Here is an 18,364-nt window from a genome sequence, read left to right on the forward strand (position 1 = left end):
ACAGTGGCTCCATGTTTCTGCGTCACTTCAAAAACTCACTGTTATACACAAAAATAATTATAGCTTATCTTGTAACCAAACGTTAACCGAATCTAACGCTTGCCCCAAGTTTTCAGGCTTATCGCCACCCGCTTGAGCCATATCAGGGCGACCGCCGCCTTTACCACCTACTTGTGATGCGACAAAGTTAACTAACTCGCCCGCTTTAACTTTATCAGTGAGATTTTTAGTCACGCCAGCAATGAGGTTCACTTTCGCATTGTTAGCCACACCTAGTACTACGATACCTTCGCCAATTCGGTTTTTAATATCGTCCATCATTGAACGCAATGACTTCGCTTCGACACCTTCCAAATTAGCGATTAGCACTTTAACGCCATTTATCTCTACTGCATTACTAAGCATATCAGCACCTTGCTGACTCGCCAGTTTTTGTTTTGCAGAATTGAGCGCTTTTTCTAGTTCTTTAGTCTGATTTTGTAGAGAAACTACGCGTTCAAGTACATTTTGGCTATCTGTTTTTAATAATGACGACAACGACGACAGCGTCGCTTGTTGCGTTTGCACGACTTCAATTGCTTGCTCGCCAGTGACCGCTTCGATGCGTCGAACACCCGATGCAATGCCCGCTTCACTGGTAATTTTAAACAAACCAATGTCGCCAGTTCGCGCTACGTGAGTACCACCACATAGCTCAACAGAGAATGGCCCCATAGTTACCACGCGAACTTTCTCGTCGTACTTTTCGCCAAACAGCGCCATTGCACCTGAGGCTTTGGCTTCTTCTAGGTCCATTAGTTCAGTAGCCAGTGAATGATTTGCGCGTATTTCTTGATTCACGCGTCGTTCAATCTCTGCAAGCTGTTCTGTAGTAACGGCTTCAAAGTGCGAGAAGTCAAAACGCATACGCGGCGCTTCAACCAATGAACCTTTCTGCGTTACGTGCTCACCTAAAATTTCGCGCAGCGCCGCGTGAAGCAAATGGGTAGCACTGTGATTTTTCTTAATGGCTTCGCGGTTAGCCGAATCTATGGCGGCGGTTGCTGTATCGCCCTTAGAAACAGAGCCTTTCGCTATTCCTTTGTGCGCAAACGCGTTACCCATTTTCTGGGTATCAGTGACAATGAATTCACCGTTGGCAACGCGCAGCACCCCTTTGTCACCTGCCTGACCACCGCTTTCCGCGTAGAACGGCGTGCTGTCTAACACCACTACGCCTTCTTGGCCATCTTCTAATTTTTCAACAAATGCGTTGTCCGCAATTAGCTCAACCACATTCGCCTGGCCTTCCACATCGGTATAGCCCGTAAACGACGTTGTATGGTCGATGGCAAGTTTGCTGTTGTAATCTGCCCCAAAGTTGCTTGCTTGCTGTGCGCGAGCGCGCTGAGCCTGCATTGCCGCTTCAAAACCTTCTTCGTCAATTTTAAGCTCGTGCTCTCGAGCCACGTCGTTAGTAAGGTCTGTTGGAAATCCGTAAGTATCGTACAGTTTAAATACCACATCACCCGGCACAGTATCACCTTCAAGCGAGGCGAGTGTGTCGTTTAGCATTGCCATACCGCGTGCGAGCGTTTTACTAAACTGCTCTTCTTCTACGCGCAGTACTTTTTCAATAACCGGAAGCTGGTCAACTAGCTCTGGATACGCTTCACCCATTTCATTAGCAAGAGAAGCAACCAGTTTATAGAAGAAGATGTCGTTGGCGCCAAGCTGATACCCATGGCGTACCGCGCGACGTATAATACGGCGTAACACATAGCCGCGACCTTCGTTAGAAGGCATAACACCGTCACAAATTAAGAAGCTGCACGAACGAATGTGATCGGCGATAACCCGTAGCGATTTATTTTCAAGATCCTCTGTGCCAACGATTGAGGCTGCAGACTTAATTAAATTCTGAAACAAATCGATTTCGTAGTTGCTGTGAACGTTTTGCAAAATAGCTGAAATACGCTCTAGACCCATACCGGTATCGATTGACGGCTTTGGAAGCGGCTCCATGGTACCGTCAGCTTGCTTATTAAACTGCATGAATACCAGGTTCCAGATTTCGATAAAGCGGTCACCGTCTTCTTCAGGTGTTCCTGGAGGACCACCCCAAATGTGCGCGCCGTGATCGTAAAAGATCTCAGAGCAAGGACCACATGGGCCTGTATCGCCCATTGACCAGAAGTTATCTGACGTACTAATACGGATAATTTTCTCTTTAGGCACACCAATGTGGTTTTCCCAAATATCGAACGCTTCATCATCTTCAGAGTAAACGGTTACTAATAGCTTTTCTTTAGGAAGCCCAACTTCACTTGTTAGAAAGTTCCACGCAAATTCAATCGCTTCTTTCTTGAAATAGTCGCCAAAACTGAAGTTACCCATCATTTCAAAGAAGGTATGGTGGCGGGCTGTATAACCTACATTTTCAAGGTCATTGTGTTTGCCCCCTGCCCGTACACAACGCTGAGACGATACTGCACGGGTATAGCTACGCTTTTCGGTACCTAGAAACGTATCTTTAAACTGGTTCATTCCCGCATTGGTGAAAAGAAGTGTGGGATCATCTGCCGGCACCAGTGACGAGCTTGCCACCGCCTGATGGCCATGACTTTTAAAATAATTGATAAACTTGTTACGTAAGTCAGCAGTTGATAATGTCATTGAAAACCTAACTTCCTTTATTCTATTTACGAGACGTGCGATTTGCCTGTTCTAATGAGTTTTATATCGGGGCGTTTTGCCATTACTCAATGTACAATGCCGCATTACAATTCTCGGGATAATTAAAATGCACACAAATTTGCGCAACAATACCACGGATAGCGCAATTTTGTTAAGTGTAACGGCCAAGAGATAGGGCCAAATTTTGCTTAAATTCAACAAAAACAGTCGATATTCATGCACGTGATTGCAACAGGTGTGTATTTTGCAAAATTGTAAGTTACCACTTTAACTTTTAGTTCTCGCAGCTACTCTCGCTGACCGCGTAATCGATATGATCTTGGTAAAAACCGCGATATTGAAGAAACTGTTTCTGCTTTTGCCTTAACGCAAATTCAGTTTCGTAAAACTCGCCAAACTTCTTTACCTTTACGTTTCTCGCGCTTTCAAACCAGTCGGCTTCAATTTCGTTTAACGCCTGCTCTGCCGTTCCCTCATCAACACCGTATTGCTGCAAGTCTAACTTGATAGCGCGAGGACCTTTACCTTTCATATAAAGGGCGCGGGCTCTACTTTCTGCAAAACGCGTATCGCTTTGAATTCCTGCATCCTTAAACTCGTCTAAAATAGGCGTAAACGCCTCGCTTGCTATTCCCTTTTGTTGCAGCTTTCGTGCTATTTCATTAACGCTATGCTCTCGTCGTGCCAGCATGCGAGTAATCGCGTCGGTAATGATTTTTCGGTCAAAGTCTGACATTTTTATGAACTTACTCTTTTGTTTAAAACGTAGAAACAGGGCTATTTTAGCGCTAAATATTACGTAATAGCGATAATCTCTGCGCCAATAAACGATGATTTCTACACGACTGACAAAGCATGACAGCAACTGACTATCAGATAAAAATAATAAATTCCGTTGCGCTGCTGTCCCAAGCGCGCTGGGATAAGCTAGCACAAGATGCAGGCCCATTTCTTTCCTATCACTTTTTACTCGCGCTTGAACAAAGTGAGTGCTGCAACAATGAATCGGGTTGGCAGCCTTGTCATATCGCGATCACTGGCGCGGGAGAGGATACGGTACATGCAATTATTCCCGGCTATTTGAAAACGCATAGCTACGGCGAGTATGTGTTTGACCATGCGTGGGCCGATGCCTATGCGCAACACGGCCTCGACTACTACCCCAAGTGGATATCTGCCATCCCCTTCACTCCTGTCACTGGCCCTCGAATTTTAACCGACGGTAAAATTGAGTTCGGTACGGCCTTTTTTAATGCACTTGAAAACAAGCTTGTAGACTATGTTGCGTCAGTCTATGGCGAGACACTGTCTTCATTACACTGGCTTTTTACCGATGAAATCACGTCTAAGCTATTGACCCAAGCGGAACACTGTAGCCCGCACGGACACTCAAGCGATAAGACTGAAGATGCAATAAATGAGACGCTTGGCGATGCCTCTGCGCTTGCCCCTTATTACTTGACCCGCTATGCGGTTCAGTTTCAGTGGTATAACTACCAGTATGAAAACTTCGATGATTTTTTAGCAGCGTTAACGTCTCGCAAACGCAAAGACATCAAGAAAAGCCGTCGAAAACTACATGAGCGAGGAATACGCTTTAGCCATCAAAAAGGCCAAGCCATTACGCCAGACACCCTTCAGTTTTTCACAAAATGTTACAAAGCAACCTATTTAAAGCGAAGTGGTCATGTGGGATATTTAAATGATGTCTTTTTCCAACAACTTGTTGAAAATTTAAGTGACAATATGCTTATTGTCACTGCTTTTGAAAATGATGTGCCTGTTGCCAGCGCATTATTCTTTTTTGACGATACGGGTTTATACGGCAGATATTGGGGCGCGTTAAAAGAGATTGACGGGCTTCATTTCGCCTGCTGTTACTTCGAAGGTATTGAATTTGCAATCGCGCACCAGTTAGCGCTATTCAATCCCGGCACACAAGGTGAGCATAAAATTTTACGGGGCTTCGAGCCTACTTATTGTCGCTCACATCACACGTTACGACATACGGCGTTTCACCGTGCTGTAGCAGACTTTTTACACAGAGAAACCCCGCATATCGGCAGCTATTTTAATCAGGCACGGAATGCTTTACCGTTTAACAAGGAATTTGTGCCTACTTTAAAAACGACAAGTGTCACTGCACCTAACGACGACACTTATAATCACAAAGAGAAAAACGATGAAATATAAACTTTTAGCCGTAGCTATTGCGGCTTCGCTAGGGCTTACAGGCTGTGGCCAGCCTGACCAAGCAAAAGAACAAACAAACGATCAGGTAAGCGCAGTTGAAGCGCCTGAAGCAAACGGCGAAGCTGAGCTTGGCTCTTTTGGCGTAGACTTATCTGCACGCAACGAAGCAGTAAAACCGGGTGATGATTTCTTCATGTATGCAAGCGGCACATGGTATGACAACTATGAACTGCCTGCAGACAAAACCCGTTATGGTGCATTCACTGGTCTTGCTGAGCGAAGTGAAGAGCAGGTGAAAAACATCATTGATGGTTTAATGGAGAAGTCTTCGCTTAACGCTGAAGAGCAGCTTGTTCACGACTTTTTCGTTGCATACATGGACACAGATACCATTAACGAAAAAGGTATTAAGCCCATTGAAGACGTACTGACGTCAATTAATAGTATTGAAAACACCACCGACCTTACTAAGGCGTTCGGCAATAGCTGGCTTGTTGGTTCAAGCACGCCAATCTACGGCGGAATGTGGTACAACCGCTTAGACCCCAACGAATATCAACTAAGCGTGGGTGTAGGCGGTTTGGGCCTTCCTGATCGCGACTATTACCTTAGCGACAGCGAGCGCTTTGTTAAAATTCGCGAAGCGTATGTAGCACACATCGAGCAAATGCTTAACTTTGCTGGGGAGGAAAATGCGGCGGAAAAAGCACAAGATATTCTTCAGCTTGAAACACAAATTGCTCAAATACAGTGGCCACGGGAAAAGCGTCGTGATCGCGACCTAACGCTTAACCAAATTGAGCGCAGTAAATTATCTGATGAATACCCGGGTTTTGACTGGGATACTTACTTCGCACAGACAGGTTATAAAGTCCCTGAGCTCAATATCACGCAGCCAGAGCCAGTCAAAGAAGTGATTAAAATTATCAATGAAGCTGACTTAGCGGATTGGAAGTCGTATTTGAAATATCATACGATTTCTAACAACGCAGGCTTCCTTTCAGAAGAAATTTACCTTGCTAACTTTGACTTCTTCGGCCGCACGTTAAGCGGTCAGCAAGAGCCTCGCCCTCGCTGGAAGCGCGCGGTAAGCCAGATGTCTGGTACTGAATCACTCGGTTTTGCTATCGGCAAAATCTACGTGAATGAGTATTTCCCGGAAAGCTCTAAAGAGCAAATGGCGGAACTGGTAGAAAACCTGCGTACTGCACTCGGTGAGCGTATTGAAAACCTTGACTGGATGAGTGAAGAAACCAAGGTTAACGCCAAAGAAAAGTTGATGGCCTTTAACCCGAAAATTGGTTACCCAGATGAATGGCAGCTTTTTGACGGCGTGACTATTAGCGATAAAGACCTAGTGGGTAACGTTCGCAATCTACGCACGTTCTTCCAAGACCAATCGGTTGAGCGCGAGCTTGAGAAAACAGACCGCAATCGCTGGGGCATGACACCTCAGCGCGTTAACGCTTACTACAATAGCTCGTTCAATGAAATTGTATTCCCTGCAGCTATTTTGCAGCCGCCGTTCTTCGATCCTAATGCCGATCCAGCCGTTAACTACGGTGCTATTGGCGCAGTTATTGGTCATGAGATGGGCCATGGCTTCGACGACCAAGGGTCAAAATCTGACGCTAACGGAATTCAGCGCAATTGGTGGACCGACGCAGACCGCGCAGCGTTTGAAGAAAAAGCAGACATGCTGGCTGAACAATACAGTCAATACGAGCCAATTGAAGGTAACTTCGTGAACGGCCGCAACAGTCTAGGTGAGAACATCGGCGATGTGGGTGGTCTGTCTATGGCTTACCACGCTTACAAACTAAGCCTGAACGGTAAAGAAGCACCCGTTATTGATGGTCTAACCGGCGATCAACGCTTTTTCCTGGCATGGGCACAAGTGTGGAAAGAAAAACGCACCGAAGAGAGCATGCTTAACCAGCTACGTGCCGGTACACACGCTCCAGGTCGCTACCGTGCTCAAGCACCGCGCAACCACGATGCTTGGTATGAAGCATTCGACGTAAAACCAGGTGATGCTTTGTATCTTCCACCAGAAGAGCGCGTAAGAATCTGGTAATTAAACAGGTAACCTGGCCCCCCTTCAAGGCGGGTCAGTACGTTGCAAAAAGCGCGGTAGGCTATGAACCTACCGCCTTTTTTAACCTGCCGTCAGCGTTTAATGCGTATTGCTAGTCAAACAGCCTTGCTAAAAACGTCCCCTACCTTAACGAATCCGATTACTACTTCGCGTATTGAGTAATTAGATCTCGCACATATTGCTTACAGCGAGTAACCGCTTCTGTAAAGTCGCCATTACCTACGCTTCCCATTGAATAACGCAACCAATAGCCGTCAATCAACGCAGCTGTCGATGCCGCAGCGTTTTTCACTTGTTCTGGTTTAAGCAATTTGCGATAGCTGAAAGCGAGATTACGCTCTAAGCGCTTGTGGTTTATACATTGCAAGCGGTGCAAGCCTTCGTTGTGAAGTGACAATGCCCAAAAGTTAAACCACGTATTGGTTGCAGAACTCGCGCCCTGCGTTTGAGAAAAATTGTTTTCTATGATGAGGTCAATGCGTTTAAGTGGGTCATCAATGCGCTTGGTGATCTTTAGTGCCTCGAGAAGGTGGCGCATAGTCGCCTCTATCAGCCCCTGTTTATCGCCAAAGTAATGACTAATGATTCCTGAAGAAAGCCCTGCTCTTTTACTTATTAGACTGATTGTCGTACCGTGATAGCCAACCTCTGCCATCACCTCCAACGTTGCTTCAATTAACTGCTTTTTACGAACTGGCTCCATTCCCACCTTGGGCATGCTACAACTCCAAACCTTAAATCAAATAATAAACCTGGGGCAGCGGTGCGCTGCCCAAGGCATGATATCACGATTAAAAGGTTAAGCGTGCGTTCACTGCTACAGCGCGTGGCGCGCCTATCCAAAATGCGCCTGGGGCGATAGTTGAAGCGTAATCTTCGTCGAACAGATTGTTCACCGTTAAGCGTACTTCAAGCTCTTCAACACCGGGGCCAATGTTCTCGATAAAACCGCCGATGTAAAAGTCGCTAACGATATAATCATCTACCTGTGCCGCATTGTTGCTATCGAGGTAGCGGCTGTCTACGTACTTGGTAGAAAGACCGGCGAAGTAGTTATCGCGCGCCCAATCAAGGCTAACCACTGCCATAGTATCTGGTGTGCCTATTACCGTGTTGTCTTCAATGGCCACTAATGACACCTCGGCATTATCTGGGTCGGCAATTGCGGCCTGAGCCTCGGCAAGGGTATCGTACTGGGTGCCCGAGCTTCCCACGGTTGCTACATACTCAGATTCACTAAGCGTTATTGAAGTAAACAGTGAAAGTGTTTCCGTAAGCGTAATGTCAGCAGAGATTTCAAAACCGCTAGACTCAATACCTCCTACGTTCTTATATCCACCCGCGGCGGCTTCTAAAAAGTCGATACCTTCTGACGTTTCGTTACTGGTAAACTGAATGCGGTCGTTAAATTCAATATTGTAATAGGTCACGCTAGCGTTGAAACCTGGTGATGCATAACGAAAGCCAACATCAATATTGTCTGCTGTTTCCGGCTTGATAAAACGAAGGTCAGTATCGTTACGCTCAAGCTGAGCATCTTTAATAGCGGCGAAGTTTTCCCCATACCCTGCGAAAACTTCAAGTCCTTCGTAAGGAAGTGGCGCTACGATACCTGCTGAAAATAATGTATCTGAATCGGTATTTACCGCAAGGTTATTGGAAGCATCAAAGTTATCGCTTTTCTCGATATCAACGTTAAACTTCTTGGCACCTAAGCGAACGCGAGCAAACCCAACATCTAGTTCGTCTTCAACATAATACATTAACGTATCAACAGGGAAGGTTCTGTCGTACTGCACCCAGTAAGGCACATTATCGTAGTCTACGCTGATAGATGAATTGGTAATTTTATGCCAATCACGAGACTCGCCACGCTCGTAATCTTCCCACCAAATACCAAAGCGCACTGTGTTATCAAAATCGCCAATTTTGGTGTACCACACAGCGTCAGCGTTAACCCCGACACGCTCTTTATCGTAGTGGGTGTGGCGATATGAACCAACTGGAATCGCGCCCTGTTCATGACAGCCCGGGTCGTATTGTGCTCCAGCGCCCCCGTAAGGGAACGTAAGCGAACTTTGACACCCTTCAATGGGGCTTAACTGATTGCCCTGTCTATCTACAAAATAGATTTGTCCTAACTCCCGTCCACCGTAAACCGTGTTGCCCACTACAAGTTCAGAATGCGCCGCTGTGCCATCATCGGTAATATTTACGATATAAGGCGGAACCCATTCACCGCGACCTTCGTTATCGTGGTAATACACATTAGTCATAAAGTCGACTTGGCCGATAGTGAACTCTGCCTGAAGATAGGCGAACAGGTTTTCCCGCAGGGTTGACCAACCGCGACGGTAAGCCTGATCTTGATATGGCACACCTGTCCACTCATCAGTCAGCTGGTCCCAATCGGGGTTCTGCTCATATTGCGCTAGGCCGTAAATGCGCTGATAATTGTCTTCATGAGTATCGTCATAAGAAAGGTAACCGGTAAGCGATACATCGTTCACCGTTGAAATAAACTTCATGGCTAAGTGGTCACGGGTATTTTCTGCCGCTTGCTGCATAAAGTCAGAGCTCTCCTGACTAGAGAGGCTTACCCATGCGTAAGTATCTTTAAAAATTTCGCCGGTTTCATAACGGACATAATACTTTGACGCATCAAACTCACCTGCAGTAACGCTGGTTACCAAGCCTTGTTCCATTGAAGGGGCGATAGTCGTAAAGTTAAGTGTCCCGCCTAATGCTTCGTGAGAACGTGAGGCAATGTCGGCGGTACCCTGTGATACTTCAACCGCTTGTACGTTTTCCGTATCGATATAGCGATTCGCTTTTGCGCCACCACCATAGTTAGAGTTACCGTTGGCGATGCCGTCTACCGTCATGCCAATCTGTTGTTCATTTAGATTTACCTGAAACCCACGGATAACAATAGACGTTGACCAGTCATCGGCACCGAATGTATCGCCTTCGTTAATAAGGACACCTGGAAGGTTATCAACCGCAGCTAAAACGCTGCTAAGGTTAGCCTGCTGCTTGAACATATCGTCGCTAGTCGCATTGTTTGCATATGAAACGCTTCGCCCTACAACGGTAATCTCTTCTATGCGTTGTTCATTAGTCGCTTCACTCTCTTCCTCTGCGTGTACGAGGTAAGACGCACTCATTGACGATAAGGCTGCGAGGACGGCTAACGAAATTTTGTTGTGTGTTTTCATGCATTTCCCAGTAGTGTTGTGTAATTGTTATCCACTACCATAGGGGGCATTTGTTACAGTTGCGTTAAGTTTAATTGAACAATCAATTAATAAACCGATTACAACAATGTTTAGGCTTCTACACAGTATCTAAAGTTTTATAAGCGAAAAGACATAAAAAAAAGCCCTCGCGAAGGAGGGCTAAAGAAGGGAAAGGATTATCTTATCTTGTTCTTACTTTATGACTGCGCTGCGGCTTGAAAACTGGTGTGTTCGCTTTCAGTTCCGTCTACTTGCTTTTTTGCATAAAGCAAGGCGTCATGTAACGTGTCGAAGTTAGGAATACCAGGATGCGCTTCATTTACGCCCTCCAGCACTTTGTTAACTTCTGCGTTAGCACCGCAAATAACAAGTTGACGACCCGCGGCTAATGCATCTGAAGTTACCGTATCAACCGCCATTGCAGCCGACACGTCCATTAGCGGTACGCGAGAGAAATCAAGGATAGTAACGGTAGCCCCCGGACGCACGCGCTCACGTACGTGGTGACCTAAATCAGCCGCTGCACCAAAGCTTAACGGGCCGCCGAAACTAAAGATTGATACTTTATCTTTTAGCGATTCAAGTAACTCGTTTTCCTTAGGGTCATTTAAAGACTCAGGGATCTTCTTGAGTTCTTCAATTTGCAGTTGAGCAATTTGCTTAACATAAGCTAATGCCGCAAATACTACACCGACACCTACCGCTGTGATTAAATCTACGAATACGGTTAAGGCAAGCACCATAATCATCAAGCCGAAGTCCCAACGCGGGCCTTTGTGTGCACGCTTTAAGTAGCTCCAATCAATGATATCTAAACCTACTTTCACCAAAATGCCGGCAAGAACAGCATGAGGGATTTGCGCCGCTAGAGGGCTAAGACCTAGTACAATGGCAAGTAATACCAACGCGTGAACCATACCTGAAACGTTGTACTTACCACCGCTGCGGATATTTACCACTGTACGCATGGTTGCACCTGCGCCAGCAATACCGCCAATAAGGCCTGCAAACGTGTTACCAATACCTTGGCCAATAAGCTCTTTGTTACTGTCATGACGAGTTCGGGTCATGTTGTCAGCGACAAGTGAGGTTAATAGGCTATCAATTGCACCAAGTACGGCAAGGATAAAAGCAGCTTCTAAAATAAGTAGCGCTTTGCTTTGATCAAACACCGGAAGGTGAAGGCTCGGTAAGCCCGTGGGAATATCGCCAAGTACAGGGACAGATAGCGCTAGACTTACCAAGGTGCCAATGATTAGCGCAGCAAGTGCACCGGGCACAAACTTTCCTAGTTGTGGAGGCCACTTGTAAGCAATAACTAAAGTACCCAAGCCCAGAGCAAGTGTGGCAAAGTCGATATCAGCAAGCGCTGTAGGCAAATACGATAGCGCACCAATTGTGCCGCCTGGAGGCTCGTGGCCTAGCAGTCTGCCTAACTGCAGAATAATAATGATGGCACCGATGCCTGACATAAAACCAGAAATCACCGGATACGGCACCAAGCGAATATACTGGCCTACCCCAAGTACGCCGAATACGATTTGGAAGACACCTGCCAATATTACCGCGGTAAAGATAAGGCTAGTATCGCCGGATAGACTTGCAAAAAGGCCTGCGAGTACAACAACCATCGGGCCCGTAGGACCTGAAATTTGCGCTGGTGTACCGCCGAAAAGTGCAGCAAAAAAGCCCACGGCTATAGCACCATAAAGGCCAGCCATCGGGCCAAGACCTGACGCTACACCAAGTGCAAGCGCCAGTGGCAAAGCAACGATACCGGCGGTTAAACCACCGGTAAAATCGCCACGTAAATTAGAAAAATTGATTTTCACCATAGTTATGAGCCTTATTCGGAGCGCGCAAGTTGCGCTTCTGCAGTAGACTCGTCCATGACATCAAACTCACCCGACTCGGTGTTATAATAAAGCACCTCACCAGTGCCAATGTTGTACACCCAACCGTGAAGTTTAACCTGACCGGTTGCAATTTTTGCAGCTACCGCAGGATGCGTACGTAGGTGTTGAATCTGCTGTACTACGTTCTCTTTCGTTACCGCTTCTAAATCGTCAATAGAAAGTTCATCGTGACCACAACGCTCTTTAACTACGTCTGTGGCAACACGGCAATGGCCCAACCACTCTTTAACATGAGGTAGCGAGTCTAGACCAGCAGGGTTAATCGCACCTTTCATTGCGCCGCAGTCAGTGTGACCACACACAACAATATGTGAAACACCCAAAGCAGCCACTGCAAATTCAATAGACGCTGTCATTCCACCTGTTTGGTTGCTGTGCGGAGGAACAATATTGCCCGCGTTACGACAAATGAAAAGTTCACCTGGGTCGGTTTGTGTAACTAGGTTCGGGTCAATACGTGAATCTGAACACGTGATGAAAAGCACTTCAGGATTTTGCCCGTTAGCCAGCTTTTGAAACGTCGCTTTCTTATTCGGGTAAACTTCCTTTTGGAATTTAGCAACACCTGAGATAACGTGATCCATATAAAACTCCCAATTTTTTAATAATTGTAATGATTATGTAATTACGCCAGTTTCACCTGATAGATTAATAGTTTAATATACTAACTCGCGATAGCTAAATACTATCACCCTACAAACAGCACTACTACTAAGGTTAGTAAGAGAAGGGTAAATACACCATGCAATTTAACGGAAAAAGCCCGTCAATTAACCAAATCCGCTATTTTGTGGCTGTGGCGAAATATTTAAGCTTTAGGCAGGCTGCGGGAATTCTTGGTATTAGTCAGCCTACGCTGACCAGCCAAATTAATGCGTTAGAAACACACCTTGGACTAACGCTGTTCGAGCGTTCTCGCACGGGAACCTTATTATCGCCGCAGGGTAAAGCGCTGTTAGACGCAGCAGAAGAGGTGCTGCAAGCATCACAGCGATTCAGCGAGATAGCCCGGGACTTGTCGGAAGGTGAAGTGGTGACATACCGGTTGGGGATCCCGCCTACTCTTGGCCCTTATTTGTTACCGTTTGTTTTACCCGATTTACACAAGCGCAAGCCTGGCCTGCGTTTTTATGTTCGTGAAGGGGCACCAAGCGCCCTGCAACACGGCTTATTGCGGGGGGAGTACGATCTTATTCTATCGCCCCTTTCTGGCGAAAATTCACAGCTCATCACGCAACCGCTGTTTAAAGAACCTTTAAAGTTTGTGACGCCTTCTGATCACAAATTAACAGGTAAAGCGTTCGTTAGACCAGAAGAAATAACCGGTGAAAAAGTACTGACTTTGGAAGACAGACACCACTTTCACCATCAAGTACAACGTATTTGCGATGAAATTGGCGCAGATTTGCAGCGCGATTATGAAGGTACCAGCCTTGATACACTACGCCAAATGGTCGTGATGGGAATGGGGGTGGCCTTTCTTCCCGGCTTGTATATTCACTCTGAGTTACATAAACCTGAGGCATTACACGTGTGTGAAATTGCAGATATGCCTATTGAGCGTCAGCATTCATTGGCGTGGAGAAATACAGCACCGGGCAGAAAAACTTTTAGGGAAATCTCAATTATCATTAAAGAAATCATTGAAACTCGTCTTTCCAATGCGGTAACGATTGTGAATGATACACCCAAACATGCCCTCAACCGTTAGTATCGTTGTGACACATTATGATTGATAGACAGCATTTACGAATAGTGAGAGCGATTGATGCCGAAGGCACAATGACCGAAGCGGCGAAATCACTCTTTTTAACGCAGTCTGCGTTAAGCCATGCAATGAAAAAACTGGAAGCCCATTTTGAGGTTCCTCTTTGGAAAAAAGAAGGTCGACGGTTAACGCTTACACAAGCGGGGCAAAGTGTGCTGGGTTTGGCCCATCGTGTTTTGCCCCAGTTTGAACACACAGAGGCGCAGTTGCGTAGGTTTGCCGATGGCAAACAAGGTATTTTGCGAATTGGAATGGAATGCTACCCTTGCTTCGAGTGGCTCTTAAAGGTGGTTGCACCATTTTTAAAAGCGTTCCCCGATGTTGATGTAGACGTTCGCCGCGCTTTTTCATTTGGCGGTCTTCAAGCACTACACGGCTACGACATAGATATTTTGCTAACTCCCGACCCTTTGTCTCTTGATACTATTGCTTATACGCCGGTGTTTGAATACGAGCAGGTACTGGTTATGGACAAACATCACCCGCTCGCTGATAAGCCGTTTATAAAGCCACAAGATCTGTCTAACGAAACGCTTATTACCTATCCGGTAGAACTTAGCAGGCTAGATATATTCACCCACTTTCTTACGCCGGCTAACTGCACAGTTAGGCAACACAAAACGATTGAAACCACAGAAATTATCCTGCAAATGGTGGCGGCCGGGCGTGGAGTAACAGCGCTGCCAAAGTGGCTAATTGATGAATCGAAGGAGCGAGATCTGCTCACTTATCGCTCACTTGGAGAGGTAGGCGTATCAAAAACCCTTTATTTAGGGCATAGAAAAGCCCAAGACGTGTTGGGCTTTGTTGACGATTTTATAGCGTTGTCTCAGGCGAATAAGCCTTGAGAACGTTTCGGCTGAGCCGGCGTAACAGCCAAGCCCAGCGCCACCTTTATTCTTTATTGGTGTTAGCTGTAGAAGCAAAGATAAGCGGTGGGTGTAGAAACTTTCACATCAAACGATACATTGGCAGGCACATTGAAGCTCGTACCGGTTACAAAAGATTGCCACTCGTCGCTTTTTGGTAGCTTGACAACAAGCTCGCCTTCTACCACTTTCATTAGCTCTTTATGTGAGGTTGAGAAAGTGTACTCACCGGGTGACATAACACCTGATGTACAAGGTCCGTTCGCAGACTCAAACCCAATCGAGCTCACTTTGTTGTCGAAATAATGGTTTACTTTAAAGCTCATAGCTACTCCTTTGATTAATGCCATTTAGCGCTTTTGCCAAATGAGCATGTGATTATTAGCGGGCATGTCGATCACTTCTTTTAAGCTCAACTCGCCTGCCCAAGCGGTAAGCTCGTCAATATCTCGGTAACCACCGTAGCCTCTTTCTATCAGCGACAAGTGGAAAGCTTGGTTACTCTGTGAAGTGAATTTACCACTGTGAGTAAAAGGGCCGTATTGACAAAAAACACCGTTTTGCGGCAGGTTCGAGGCAATCAACTCCATCAGAAGTTTTGCCTCTTCTTTTTGCATAATGTGCGCAGTATTCGCAGTAAACACGCCGTCCACGTCAATATGAGGAAAGTCATCGCGTCCCACAGTAAACGCCACGGGCGCGCTTATGTTATCTAAACTAGCCTCAGCAAGCCATGCTTGTACGCCCGAGTGATACTGAGGCTGGTCGCTGGTATGCCATATTAGATGGGGTAAATGTTCGGCAAAAAACACCGCATGTTGACCTGTGCCACTGCCTATTTCCAACACCTGCTTACAATTCGCAAACGTGCGTTCAAGCACGCCTAAAATGGCGCGCTTGTTATTTTCACAGGCTTGGCTAAATGGCTTTTCGCATTGCATCTTTTTTACCTGTTTATTTACCTGTTTATTAGCCAACGCTAGTCACTTAAGTTAGGACCAAGCCACTTCTCGGCCTCTTCTAGCGTCCAACCTTTGCGCTTAGCGTAGTCTTCTACTTGGTCGCCTTGAATTTTAGCAACCGCGAAATACTTAGCGTCAGGATGCGCGAAATACCAACCAGAAACTGACGCCCCGGGCCACATCGCATAGCTTTCGGTGAGCTTCATCCCCGTATGCGCTTCAACAGACAACAAATCCCAAATAAGCTGCTTTTCAGTATGTTCTGGGCAGGCTGCATAACCTGGAGCCGGGCGAATACCTTGATATTTTTCGCGAATGAGCGCTTCGTTACTTAGCGCTTCGTCCTTTGCATAACCCCAGTAATGTTTACGTACCTGCTCATGAAGATATTCAGCAAAAGCTTCGGCTAACCTGTCGGCTACGGCTTTTACCATAATGCCATTGTAGTCGTCACCCGCTTGAATATAACTATCAGCCAGCTCATCTTCACCTATGCCCCCCGTGACCGCAAAAGCGCCTACATAGTCTTCAATACCGCTCGACTTTTCAGCCACAAAGTCGGCTAAGCAGTAGTTAGCGAACTTGTCTTTAAGCGTTTGTTGACGAAGGTGGTGGCCTACTCCGCTTACTTTTGTGCGCGATTCATCGCTATAAATTTCTACATCATCGCCCACGCGATTGGCGGGGAATAGCCCTATAACACCTTTCGCTTGAAGCGTGTTGTCTTCAATGATCTTATCTAGCATGGCGTTGGCATCATTAAACAACGACTGCGCCTGCTCACCGACTACATCATCGTTAAGTATTCGAGGATACTTACCCGCTAAAGACCAGGTCAAAAAGAACGGTGTCCAGTCAATATAATTGCGCAGTGTCGCTAAATCAGCGGTAACAGGGGTTACACCTAATGTCGCAGGTTTTACAGGCAGCGTGTTAAAGTCGGGCTTAAACGCGTTATCTCTAGCCTGCGCTAACGTGACAGGCTTACTGCGAGGCTTCTTACGGGCATGCTGCTCGCGCACTGTTTCGTACTCTTTCGCTAACTCTTTGGCGTAGATGTCACGGGACGCTTTATTAAGTAAGCGCTGACAAACACCCACCGCTCGACTGGCATTAGGTACGTAGGAAACAGGGGCGTGGTAATTTTGCTCAATTTTAACGGCAGTATGCGCTTTAGACGTGGTTGCCCCACCAATAAGCAGCGGAATTTCAAAACCCTGACGCTCCATTTCTTTCGCAACATGCACCATTTCGTCAAGCGATGGGGTAATCAGCCCCGACAGGCCAATCATGTCTACGTTTTCGTCTTTGGCGGTTTGCAAAATAGTGGCGGCTGGTACCATCACGCCTAAATCGATAACTTCAAAGTTATTACACTGTAGTACCACACCTACAATGTTTTTACCGATATCGTGAACGTCGCCTTTTACCGTTGCTAGTAGAATTTTACCGTTGCTCTTAGCATCGTCTGATTTTTCTTCTTCGATGAAGGGCTGTAAGTGCGCTACCGCTTTTTTCATTACGCGGGCAGACTTTACGACCTGAGGTAAGAACATCTTACCTTCGCCGAACAAATCACCTACTACGTTCATGCCGTCCATTAAAGGCCCTTCAATAACGTGTAGCGGACGTTCAGCCTGTTGTCGGGCCTCTTCGGTGTCGTCGATGATATAGTCGGTGATCCCTTTTACAAGGGCGTGCTCTAAACGCTTATTTACGTCTTGTTCGCGCCAGCTTAAATCTTCTTTTACTGCGGCCTTACCGTCGCCTTGATAGTTAGGTGCAATGTCTAGCAAACGCTCAGTGGCATCACTTCTGCGATTTAAAATCACGTCTTCAACGGCTTCGCGAAGTTCAGGTGGAATTTCGTCATATACCTCTAACTGGCCTGCATTAACTATAGCCATATCCATACCTGCACGAATTGCGTGATATAGAAATACCGAATGCATGGCCTCTCGTACTGGGTTATTACCCCTGAACGAGAAAGAGATATTAGATAGGCCGCCGGAGATATGTGAGTACGGACAGGTTTTACGTATTTCGCGGGTAGCTTCAATAAAGTCCACCGCGTAGTTATCATGTTCCTCGATACCTGTAGCTACAGCAAAAATGTTGGGGTCAAAAATAATATCTTCTGGCGGAAAACCGATGTCTTCAGTCAGCAGTTTATAGCTGCGCTGACAAATCTCGACTTTACGGGCCTGGGTGTCGGCCTGACCGGTTTCGTCGAACGCCATAACCACGGTTGCAGCACCATAACGTTTAATGAGCTTAGCTTGATGTAAAAAAAGCGCTTCCCCTTCTTTTAAGCTAATTGAGTTAACAATAGCTTTGCCCTGTACGCATTTAAGGCCCGCCTCTATCACTTCCCATTTTGATGAATCAATCATGATGGGTACGCGGCTAATATCGGGCTCGGAAGCTATGAGGTTTAAGAAGGTGATCATAGCCTGCTTGGAATCAAGCATGGCCTCATCCATATTGATATCGATGATTTGGGCACCGTTTTCTACCTGCTGTCTAGCGACATCAAGTGCGGTTTCATAATCACCTTCAAGAATAAGGCGTTTAAAGCGAGCGGAGCCTGTAACGTTGGTGCGCTCGCCGATATTAATAAATGTGGAAAATTCTGCGCTCATA

Annotated in this window: 13 protein-coding genes; 4 read left to right on the forward strand and 9 right to left on the reverse strand. The window is 46.3% G+C overall.

The annotated features are described in order from the left end of the window. Positions 1 to 57 precede the first annotated feature (57 nt). Both alaS and ACTRWF_RS05625 read right to left on the reverse strand, forming a co-directional pair. Positions 58 to 2,655 (reverse strand): alanine--tRNA ligase, encoded by a 2,598-nt coding sequence (alaS, locus tag ACTRWF_RS05620; RefSeq protein ID WP_012517704.1) that lies wholly within the window; start codon positions 2,653 to 2,655, stop codon positions 58 to 60. A gap of 295 nt (positions 2,656 to 2,950) precedes the next feature. Then, positions 2,951 to 3,412 (reverse strand): regulatory protein RecX, encoded by a 462-nt coding sequence (locus ACTRWF_RS05625; protein WP_012517703.1) that lies wholly within the window; start codon positions 3,410 to 3,412, stop codon positions 2,951 to 2,953. A 119-nt stretch (positions 3,413 to 3,531) separates the two neighbouring features. Between ACTRWF_RS05625 and ACTRWF_RS05630 the strand changes: the two genes are divergently transcribed. Then, entirely contained in the window at positions 3,532 to 4,869 is a 1,338-nt protein-coding gene (locus ACTRWF_RS05630; RefSeq protein WP_462835228.1) for a GNAT family N-acetyltransferase, read from the forward strand. Further along, positions 4,859 to 6,946 (forward strand): M13 family metallopeptidase, encoded by a 2,088-nt coding sequence (locus ACTRWF_RS05635; protein WP_024015895.1) that lies wholly within the window; start codon positions 4,859 to 4,861, stop codon positions 6,944 to 6,946. Before ACTRWF_RS05630 ends, ACTRWF_RS05635 begins: the two co-directional genes overlap by 11 nt. A gap of 163 nt (positions 6,947 to 7,109) precedes the next feature. Here ACTRWF_RS05635 and betI read toward each other — a convergent pair whose 3' ends face one another. From betI to ACTRWF_RS05655, 4 genes are all read right to left on the reverse strand, one after another. Further along, positions 7,110 to 7,685, reverse strand: a complete 576-nt coding sequence (gene betI, locus ACTRWF_RS05640; protein ID WP_024015894.1) for a transcriptional regulator BetI — start codon at positions 7,683 to 7,685, stop codon at positions 7,110 to 7,112. A 73-nt stretch (positions 7,686 to 7,758) separates the two neighbouring features. Beyond that, positions 7,759 to 10,185 (reverse strand): TonB-dependent receptor domain-containing protein, encoded by a 2,427-nt coding sequence (locus ACTRWF_RS05645; protein ID WP_278385207.1) that lies wholly within the window; start codon positions 10,183 to 10,185, stop codon positions 7,759 to 7,761. A gap of 218 nt (positions 10,186 to 10,403) precedes the next feature. Next, positions 10,404 to 12,041 carry a SulP family inorganic anion transporter gene (locus ACTRWF_RS05650; RefSeq protein WP_024015892.1) on the reverse strand — a complete coding sequence of 546 codons (1,638 nt, stop codon included), beginning with the start codon at positions 12,039 to 12,041 and terminating at the stop codon, positions 10,404 to 10,406. A gap of 11 nt (positions 12,042 to 12,052) precedes the next feature. After that, positions 12,053 to 12,706: a carbonic anhydrase gene (locus ACTRWF_RS05655; protein ID WP_012517697.1), complete on the reverse strand. Its 654-nt coding sequence runs from the start codon at positions 12,704 to 12,706 to the stop codon at positions 12,053 to 12,055. Positions 12,707 to 12,864: 158 nt separating this feature from the next. On the opposite strand from ACTRWF_RS05655, the gene ACTRWF_RS05660 reads away from it, so the two are divergent. Beyond that, positions 12,865 to 13,833 (forward strand): hydrogen peroxide-inducible genes activator, encoded by a 969-nt coding sequence (locus ACTRWF_RS05660; RefSeq protein WP_015066497.1) that lies wholly within the window; start codon positions 12,865 to 12,867, stop codon positions 13,831 to 13,833. A gap of 17 nt (positions 13,834 to 13,850) precedes the next feature. After that, a complete protein-coding gene (locus tag ACTRWF_RS05665) occupies positions 13,851 to 14,738 on the forward strand; it encodes a LysR substrate-binding domain-containing protein (RefSeq protein ID WP_462835229.1) in 888 nt (295 codons plus the stop codon). Positions 14,739 to 14,800: 62 nt separating this feature from the next. On the opposite strand, the gene ppnP is transcribed toward ACTRWF_RS05665, so the two are convergent. The 3 genes from ppnP to metH are packed head-to-tail and all read right to left on the reverse strand — an operon-like array spanning position 14,801 to position 18,363. Further along, positions 14,801 to 15,085, reverse strand: coding sequence for a pyrimidine/purine nucleoside phosphorylase (gene ppnP / locus ACTRWF_RS05670; RefSeq protein WP_015066495.1), 285 nt, complete (start codon positions 15,083 to 15,085; stop codon positions 14,801 to 14,803). 24 nt (positions 15,086 to 15,109) lie between these two features. Then, complete coding sequence (locus tag ACTRWF_RS05675) at positions 15,110 to 15,700, reverse strand: DUF938 domain-containing protein (protein ID WP_071953176.1); 591 nt, start codon at positions 15,698 to 15,700, stop codon at positions 15,110 to 15,112. Positions 15,701 to 15,738: 38 nt separating this feature from the next. Further along, the gene (metH, locus tag ACTRWF_RS05680) at positions 15,739 to 18,363 is read right to left on the reverse strand and encodes a methionine synthase (RefSeq protein WP_462835230.1); all 2,625 of its coding nucleotides are present in this window, start codon (positions 18,361 to 18,363) and stop codon (positions 15,739 to 15,741) included. Position 18,364 lies beyond the last annotated feature (1 nt).

This window comes from Alteromonas sp. G5_S2_22_S1 (genome assembly GCF_054968525.1).

Bases quoted from the DNA above. Each gene is read 5' to 3' on its own strand.
- ACTRWF_RS05630 (WP_462835228.1), top strand. From the start codon at position 3,532: ATGACAGCAACTGACTATCAGATAAAAATAATAAATTCCGTTGCGCTG.
- ACTRWF_RS05655 (WP_012517697.1), bottom strand. From the start codon at position 12,706: ATGGATCACGTTATCTCAGGTGTTGCTAAATTCCAAAAGGAAGTTTAC.
- ACTRWF_RS05650 (WP_024015892.1), bottom strand. From the start codon at position 12,041: ATGGTGAAAATCAATTTTTCTAATTTACGTGGCGATTTTACCGGTGGT.
- metH (WP_462835230.1), bottom strand. From the start codon at position 18,363: ATGAGCGCAGAATTTTCCACATTTATTAATATCGGCGAGCGCACCAAC.
- alaS (WP_012517704.1), bottom strand. From the start codon at position 2,655: ATGACATTATCAACTGCTGACTTACGTAACAAGTTTATCAATTATTTT.
- ACTRWF_RS05625 (WP_012517703.1), bottom strand. From the start codon at position 3,412: ATGTCAGACTTTGACCGAAAAATCATTACCGACGCGATTACTCGCATG.
- ACTRWF_RS05660 (WP_015066497.1), top strand. From the start codon at position 12,865: ATGCAATTTAACGGAAAAAGCCCGTCAATTAACCAAATCCGCTATTTT.
- ACTRWF_RS05665 (WP_462835229.1), top strand. From the start codon at position 13,851: ATGATTGATAGACAGCATTTACGAATAGTGAGAGCGATTGATGCCGAA.
- ACTRWF_RS05635 (WP_024015895.1), top strand. From the start codon at position 4,859: ATGAAATATAAACTTTTAGCCGTAGCTATTGCGGCTTCGCTAGGGCTT.
- ACTRWF_RS05675 (WP_071953176.1), bottom strand. From the start codon at position 15,700: ATGCAATGCGAAAAGCCATTTAGCCAAGCCTGTGAAAATAACAAGCGC.
- betI (WP_024015894.1), bottom strand. From the start codon at position 7,685: ATGCCCAAGGTGGGAATGGAGCCAGTTCGTAAAAAGCAGTTAATTGAA.
- ACTRWF_RS05645 (WP_278385207.1), bottom strand. From the start codon at position 10,185: ATGAAAACACACAACAAAATTTCGTTAGCCGTCCTCGCAGCCTTATCG.
- ppnP (WP_015066495.1), bottom strand. From the start codon at position 15,085: ATGAGCTTTAAAGTAAACCATTATTTCGACAACAAAGTGAGCTCGATT.